At 64.0% G+C, this 911-nt stretch carries 1 protein-coding gene; it reads right to left on the bottom strand.

What is annotated here, in order from left to right; all coding sequences use genetic code 11:
- The coding region (locus tag P7F28_RS17400) for a hypothetical protein (RefSeq protein WP_277185768.1) at positions 1-652 on the bottom strand (652 nt) is incomplete at its 3' end.
- Positions 653-911: the final 259 nt, after the last annotated feature.

The following is a 911-nucleotide window of genomic DNA, read 5'->3' as shown; positions in this document are numbered from 1 at the left end:
GCGGTTCGCAAAATTTCAGCTGCTCAACCGCCTGAACTGGGCACAACTCGACGTGGCCCTGGCGATCCTGCCAGCCATCAATACGGACGAGGGGATTGACCTCCGTGCGGCCGATGCCTTCAGGCTCACCGACCTCGCCGACACCCTGCGCATCGGCTTGCACGATCTTGAAAGTTCGTTTTGCACTGCGAATCGCGGCGATGCGTTGCTCGACGCGGCGAGCCCGTCGCTGCGCTTCTGCCCGACCTGCGCTTCGGCGGGTTTTCATGCAACGCTTTTTCAGTTTACCGCGTTCCGGCGCTGCCCCATTCATGGATGCGCGTTGTGCGAGGCCTGCACGGGATGCGGGCAACCGATCGCATACCGTCTCCACGCAGGGTTCGTACGTCATCCGTATGCCTGCCCGGCCTGCGGCCGCTCCCTGCTCGCCGCGGCCTCGCTTCGCCAGCTGCAGGCCAGGACCAGTATCGACGCTGCAGATCTGGATCGCCTGCGCGCATGGCACGACTACTTCTTCCGATATGTGCAGTTGCTCGGCCCAGGCAGGCGGCGTATGCGCGATGCGGCCGGACAGTACCTTTCCGGCGACGAAATCCAGGCGTGCTCGGACATTCCCCGTCGTCTCACGTTTATCGGCGAGCTGGAGCGACACCTTCGCCGTCCGCCAGAGCTGCCCGCGTCGATCCCGTACCCAGCGCCAGTGCGCGCAGCGGGAGCGGCTCTCGTCCATCTGTGCGCCCACAGACCCGCTGCGCCTGGGCAGCCGAGTGGCCACACGTTGACCACACATGCATCAAGCTGTGCGCTGTTTACAGGAAGGTCCGGAAAAATCGCGTGCGCCATCTATCGCGTTCGATCCGGCCTGTACAGCCAGAGGCCGGCTCCGTTAGCCATTCGCCCGAATTTGGATT

This window comes from Caballeronia sp. BR00000012568055 (assembly GCF_029439455.1).
In the GTDB taxonomy this organism is placed as follows: domain Bacteria; phylum Pseudomonadota; class Gammaproteobacteria; order Burkholderiales; family Burkholderiaceae; genus Caballeronia.
Note: the sequence above shows the minus strand (reverse complement) of the source record. Positions and strands in the feature narration are given on the sequence as shown.